The sequence below is a fragment of the Collimonas fungivorans genome, assembly GCF_028292705.1.
Classification (GTDB): domain Bacteria; phylum Pseudomonadota; class Gammaproteobacteria; order Burkholderiales; family Burkholderiaceae_D; genus Collimonas; species Collimonas fungivorans_B.
The window spans coordinates 1-5,161 of sequence record NZ_JAQGLV010000206.1 but is presented as its reverse complement, the minus strand read 5'-3'; the positions used below and the strand labels follow the sequence as shown (position 1 = coordinate 5,161).

General features: G+C 62.0%; 6 protein-coding genes. 3 read left to right on the top strand and 3 right to left on the bottom strand.

Going from position 1 to position 5,161, the window contains the following annotated elements; translation table 11 throughout:
• The 3 genes from JWQ61_RS11615 to JWQ61_RS11605 form a co-directional block, all read left to right on the top strand.
• Positions 1-1,026 (top strand): CHAD domain-containing protein (locus JWQ61_RS11615; protein ID WP_304360670.1); only part of this gene is annotated, 1,026 nt, incomplete at its 5' end.
• Between the two features lie 109 nt (positions 1,027-1,135).
• Positions 1,136-1,360, top strand: coding sequence for a hypothetical protein (locus JWQ61_RS11610; RefSeq protein ID WP_304360669.1), 225 nt, complete (start codon positions 1,136-1,138; stop codon positions 1,358-1,360).
• 59 nt (positions 1,361-1,419) lie between these two features.
• Positions 1,420-2,154 carry an rRNA pseudouridine synthase gene (locus JWQ61_RS11605; RefSeq protein WP_304360668.1) on the top strand — a complete coding sequence of 245 codons (735 nt, stop codon included), beginning with the start codon at positions 1,420-1,422 and terminating at the stop codon, positions 2,152-2,154.
• A gap of 14 nt (positions 2,155-2,168) precedes the next feature.
• On the opposite strand, the gene JWQ61_RS11600 is transcribed toward JWQ61_RS11605, so the two are convergent.
• Genes JWQ61_RS11600 through JWQ61_RS11590 form a run of 3 tightly spaced genes read right to left on the bottom strand, consistent with a single transcriptional unit; the run spans position 2,169 to position 5,135 of the window.
• Entirely contained in the window at positions 2,169-2,801 is a 633-nt protein-coding gene (locus JWQ61_RS11600; protein ID WP_304360667.1) for a membrane integrity-associated transporter subunit PqiC, read from the bottom strand.
• Positions 2,801-4,435: an intermembrane transport protein PqiB gene (locus JWQ61_RS11595; protein WP_304360666.1), complete on the bottom strand. Its 1,635-nt coding sequence runs from the start codon at positions 4,433-4,435 to the stop codon at positions 2,801-2,803. Before JWQ61_RS11595 ends, JWQ61_RS11600 begins: the two co-directional genes overlap by 1 nt.
• Positions 4,428-5,135, bottom strand: coding sequence for a paraquat-inducible protein A (locus JWQ61_RS11590; RefSeq protein WP_304360671.1), 708 nt, complete (start codon positions 5,133-5,135; stop codon positions 4,428-4,430). The genes JWQ61_RS11595 and JWQ61_RS11590 overlap by 8 nt, the downstream gene beginning before the upstream one ends.
• Between the last annotated feature and the right edge of the window lie 26 nt (positions 5,136-5,161).

The window sequence follows — 5,161 nt, the reverse complement described above, 5'->3', positions numbered from 1 at the left end:
GCCGCGGCGAGCTTGTTTGAGCTGGCTTTGGCCTTGCAGCAGACGCTGCCGCTGCGCGCCGCCAATGCCAGCAAGGCCGAACGCGGTTATGCCATGCATGCGCCGCGAGAGCGCGCCGTTGTCAAGGCGCAGCCAGTTGAATTGGCGCCCGGACTGACGCTGGAGCAAGGATTCCAGGCTTTGCTCGGCAACTGCCTGGCGCAGATGCAAGGCAATGAAGATGGCGTGGTGCACGGCGCCGATCCGGAAAACCTGCATCAGATGCGGGTCGGGCTGCGGCGCTTGCTCGCTGTGCTGGGCCTGTTCAAGAAAGCGATTCCGACGCCGCCGGAAATAGCGGAACGGCTTGACTGGCTGGCCGCCACGCTGGGGCCGGCGCGCGATTGGGAAGTGCTGGCGGTGGCGACGCTGGACGATGTAGTAAGGCGCTGTCCGGATCAACAGCAGCTGGAAAACTTGCGGCGGTTGACTTCCATCGAAGCCGGCAGGCGTCGCCATGCAGTCGCGGCGGCGCTCAACTCGCGTGCTTATACGCGCTTGTTGTTATTGCTGGGAAGCTGGATAGAAGGGCGGCGCTGGCGCGAAGAGCTGGACGCCGTGCAGGTAACCGCACTGTCTGCGCCCCTGAAAAAATTCGCTGTCAGAAAACTGGCCGGCCTGCAAAAGAAACTGCTGAAGCGCGGCGGCGGCATCAGGCAGCATGACGCCGCCAGGCGCCACAAGGTAAGGATCGCCGCCAAGAAGGCGCGTTACGCCAGCGAGTTTTTTGCTTCGTATTTCCCGCCTAAACGCGGCCATGCATATGTGGCGGCGTTGAGCGACCTGCAGGACGGTTTAGGTGCGGCCAACGACCGCAGCGTGGCTGCCCAGCTGCTGCAGCAGGTCGCCGAACAGCATCCCGAGCTGGCGCAATCGTGCGGCCTGGCCGTCAAACTGCTGGCTTCCGGCCGAAAACACAATAAGTCGAAGATCGGCCGCTTGTGGCGAAAATTCGCCGGATTGAAGCCGCCGTCGCAGCCGCATTGAACCTGATAATTTGGTCCTGCCGGGCTATTTGGTGCAAAATACGCTCGCCGGGCTCTTCCTGTAACACCGTGGATGAAGGTGAGCGCGGCAAGAAAGGCCGGAGAGTATCATGACCTACGAAGAATACCTGGACGAAGTCACCACCTTGCTGGTGGAGTTATACGATGTGAAAGAGAAGGCTGCGATCAAATATGTGATGAATGCGCAAGCCGAGGATTTTTTTAGCCTGCACGATGACGATCCCGTCATGCGCACGCTGGAGCGCGCACGGGAAGACGCCAAGACGATTTACGAGCAGCGCAACAAGCCGCGGCCTGAAATGTATCGCAAATAAACCAGGTGCAAGGCGGTTACAATGGCCGCCCATCATTTTTATGCCTCCGGACCTCATACATGACAGAATCAATCCGCCTTGCAAAACATCTCGCTGAACTGGTTTCCTGCTCGCGCCGCGAAGCCGAGCAATATATCGAGGGCGGCTGGGTCAAGGTCGATGGCGAAGTAGTGGAAGAGCCGGGCTTGCGCATCGGCGTGCAGCAGCAGGTGGAACTGGCGGCGGACGCCACGCTGGAACCGCAGGATCCGGTAACCATCCTGTTCCATAAGCCGGCCGGCCTCGACCTGTTTGCCGGTCCGGCGCTGAGTGAGCTGGCTTCAGACCTGATCGTGCCGGACAAGCGCGCAGCCGACGACCGCGCCGAACTGCGTTTCCTGAAGCGCCACCTGGCCAACCTCAACCTGATCGAACCGCTGGAGACGCTGGCCAGCGGCTTGCTGGTGTTTACCCAGGACTGGCGGATCACCCGCAAGCTGGTGGACGACGCCGCCAAGATCGAACATGAGTACATCGTTGAAGTGGCCGGCGACATCATTCCTGACGGCCTGAAATTGCTGAACCATGGCCTGAGCTTCAACCGCAAGCCGCTGCCGCCGATCAAGGTCAGTTGGCAAAATGAAAAACGCCTGCGCTTTGCACTCAAGGCGCCGCCGCGCGGGCTGGTCGTGCACATGTGCGAGCAGGTCGGGCTGCAAGTGGTGGCCAGCAAACGCATCCGCATCGGCCGCCTGCCGATGGCCGGCCTGGCGGTCGGGGAATGGCGTTATCTGCTGGGCTACGAGCGGTTCTGACGTTTTTTTGACGTTTATGCCTGCGGCCTGTCGCCTTGGCAGGCCGCCGCGGGATTCGCCTTGAATGCCGTGATATTGGCGGCAATGCCGCTGACCACATCCGCCACCGTGCGCTGCACTCCAAGCACCAAACCATCAATGCCAGGATTGACTGTCGCCGCCACACTTAACTGGCAGGCGCTGCTGCGGCCGCTGTCGGAGCGGCTGATGGTCCAGCCGTAAGTGGCTTGCACCTTGTCGCCGGGCACGGCGTCAAATTCGCGCAATTCGACCGCGATCCGATACACCGGCTGGTCTGTCGGCCGGCCGCTGCGGCTGACATCGATCGCTCCCAGGCGATTGGCGATGCCGCTCGCCAATGCATCCCGCAATTCATTGTTGAACGGCGAAGACCAGCGTTCCTGCTCCAGGATGTCGACCCGGGTGCTGGAAGCGCTGCCGGCGCTGCGCACCACCAGCTGCGGCCGCGCCAGGCGCTCCGGCAGGGAGACCGGCGCCACGTCGATATACAGCTTCGAATTCTGGATGGCCGGGGCAGCCGCTGTCGGCGTCGCGAGCGTGTAAAAATGGGTCGGGGCGGAGGCGCAGCCGGCCAGCAGCAGCGCAGTGAAGGTAGCGACGGTGCAGATGCGGGTGGTTGATGTCATTATTTGTTTTCCTCTTGCTTGCCGCGGATCAGTGCTTCCGGATGGCGTTCCAGGTAGTCGGTCAGGATCCGCACCGACGCCGCCGAGCGCGTCAGTTCTTGCAGGGTCGCACGGATATCCTGCTGCAGCGGCGCATTGTCGGACAGGGTGCGGTTGGCGTTGTCCAGCGTGACGCGCACATCCTTCATGGCGGCCGTGATTTCCGGCGCGACATCGTTGTTCAGGCTCTTGGTCAACTGCTCGGCATTGAGCAGGGTGCGGTTCAGGGTGCCCAGGGTTTTCTGCAGGTCGGCGGCGATCTGGTCGAACGGCACCTTGCTGAGTTTCTTGGCGATCTCGGCGATCTGCGACTGGATTTCATCGAGGCTGTTAGGAATCGTCGGCAGTTCGATGATCGCCGTCGAGGTATCGACGGTGGCCGGCGCCGCTTTCGGGAAAAAGTCGAGGGCGATGTAGAGCTGGCCGGTCAGCAGGTTGCCGGTGCGCAGCTGCGCCCGCAAGCCGCGGCTGACCATGTATTGCAGGCGCTGCTTGGCGGTATAGCTCGAATGTTTTTCATCCTCGGCATAGCGGCGCCCCAATCGTTCTGGATAGACCTGCACCACCACCGGCATGTTGAATTCGCGGCGCTTGGCGTCGTATTCGATGCCTATCGATTTGACTTCACCAAGCACCACGCCGCGGAAGTCGACGGTGGTGCCCGGCGTCAGGCCGCGCAGCGACTGGTTGAAATACATGACCACGGTTTCCGACGGGCCATCCGGTTCTTTCAGCGCCGCTTCCTCGTCCGCGGCCAGGTTGAAGGTCGTGTTTTCCTTGGCTGTCGAGCCCAGTTGGTCGTCCGGCGCCTGGAAGGCTATGCCGCCCAGCACCACGGTCGCCAGCGATTGCGTGCGCAGCTTGAAGCCGCTGGCGTTGATCTGCATGTCGAAGCCGCTGGCATGCCAGAAGCGGGTGTTGATGCCGATGAATTTATCGTAGGGCGCATCGATGAAAATGCGCAAGGTCACGCCTTTGCCGTCGGCATCCAGGTCGAATGCCGCCAGCTGGCCGACCTTGATGCGGCGGAAGTAGACCGGCGAACCGATGTCCAGCGAGCCGATGTCGGTGGCGTGCAGCATGTACTGCTTGCCTGAGGCGTCGAGCCTGACGATAGGCTGCACTTCCAGTCCGGTGAATTCGTCTTTCTTTTCCTTGGAGGTGCCGGCGTCGGCGCCGATATAAGCGCCCGACAGCAGGGTGCCCAGGCCGGAGACGCCGGAGGCCGCCACCCGCGGCCGCACTACCCAGAAACGGGTGTCGGCGGCGGTGAAGCTCTCGGCTTCTTTCGACAGCTGGATATTGGCCAGCACGTGCGAACGATCCTTGCTCAAGGTGATGGTCTGCACCAGGCCGATATCGACATCCTTGTACTTGACCTTGGTTTTTCCGGCCTCCAGGCCTTCCGCGGTGCGGAACGTGATCGTGATCGACGGTCCGCGTTCGACCAGGATCTTGACCACCAGCGTCAGGCCTACCACCGCGGCCACAATCGGGATCAGCCAGATCAGCGAAGGCAGCCAGTCGCGCTTGCGGCTCAGTTTGGGTTCAGGCAAGGGCGGGAGGGCGTTGTCCGGGGTGTTTTCATTACTCATCTTGTGCTTTCATTCTTTGATTCTCATCCATATCTTCTTGATCGCTGCTGTCCCAGCTCAGGCGCGGATCGAAACTGAGCGCGGCCAGCATGGTCAGCACCACTACCGAGGCAAACGCCAGCACGCCGAAACCGGCGGTGATCTTGGCGAATCCTTCAATCTGCACCAGGCCGGCCAGCAGCGACACCACGAATACGTCCAGCATCGACCAGCGGCCGATGATTTCCACCAGCCGGTACAGCTTGGCGCGCTGCAGGCGGCGCCAGCGGCTGCGCTTTTGCGCGGTCCAGGTCAGCAGGATCAGGGACGCCAGCTTGAACAGCGGCACCAGGAAACTGGCGATGAAAATGATCGCCGCCAGCTCCCAGGCGCCGGACACCCAGAAATAGATCACGCCGCTCATGATCGTATCCTCTTGCACGCCGAGCAAGGTCTTGGTGATCATCACCGGCATCAGGTTGGCCGGGATGTACATGATGCAGGCCGCGATCAGGAATGCCCAGCTGCGCCTGATACTGTCCGGCTTGCGCAGGTGCAGCGCAGTGCCGCAGCGCTGGCAGTGTTCGTGTTCACGCACCTCTCGCCAGACCGTGCCGCAGTGATGGCAGGACATCATGCCGAGGCCGGCAGCGGTGCGCACCGCCAGGTCTTCGTCTTCGGCAGCGGCGGCGGTATTCGCGGTGGCGTCGGCGGCGCTCATGCAATCTCTTCCTGGCTGCCGATTGT

Coding starts and splice junctions, on each gene's coding strand:
- JWQ61_RS11600 (WP_304360667.1), bottom strand. CDS start 2,801: ATGACATCAACCACCCGCATCTGCACCGTCGCTACCTTCACTGCGCTG.
- JWQ61_RS11610 (WP_304360669.1), top strand. CDS start 1,136: ATGACCTACGAAGAATACCTGGACGAAGTCACCACCTTGCTGGTGGAG.
- JWQ61_RS11590 (WP_304360671.1), bottom strand. CDS start 5,135: ATGAGCGCCGCCGACGCCACCGCGAATACCGCCGCCGCTGCCGAAGAC.
- JWQ61_RS11605 (WP_304360668.1), top strand. CDS start 1,420: ATGACAGAATCAATCCGCCTTGCAAAACATCTCGCTGAACTGGTTTCC.
- JWQ61_RS11595 (WP_304360666.1), bottom strand. CDS start 4,435: ATGAGTAATGAAAACACCCCGGACAACGCCCTCCCGCCCTTGCCTGAA.